The sequence below is a fragment of the Pseudomonas sp. PME37.24/006 genome, assembly GCF_055556635.1.
The window spans coordinates 1-274 of sequence record NZ_JBVHNL010000089.1; the positions used below are offsets into that span (position 1 = coordinate 1).

Genomic DNA, 274 nt, shown 5'->3' on the forward strand with positions numbered 1-274 from the left:
TCATGCAGTCGACGATGATGGCCGCGCCGTTGATGCCGTAGCCTTCATAGCGCACTTCTTCATAGTTCACGCCGTCCAGGGCACCGGTGCCGCGCTGAATGGCGCGGGTGACGTTGTCCTTGGGCATGTTGGCGTCGGAGGCACGGTCCACGGCCAGGCGCAGGCGCGGGTTGGTGTCCGGATCGCCCCCGCCCATGCGGGCGGCGACGGTGATTTCCTTGATCAGGCGGGTCCAGACGCGACCGCGCTTTTCATCCTGACGGCCTTTACGGTG

1 protein-coding gene is annotated in these 274 nt (G+C 65.7%); it reads right to left on the reverse strand.

What is annotated here, in order from left to right; translation table 11 throughout:
* On the reverse strand, positions 1-274 hold a 274-nt coding region (locus ACZ3GY_RS23955; RefSeq protein WP_465912225.1), incomplete at both ends, for a transcriptional regulator family protein.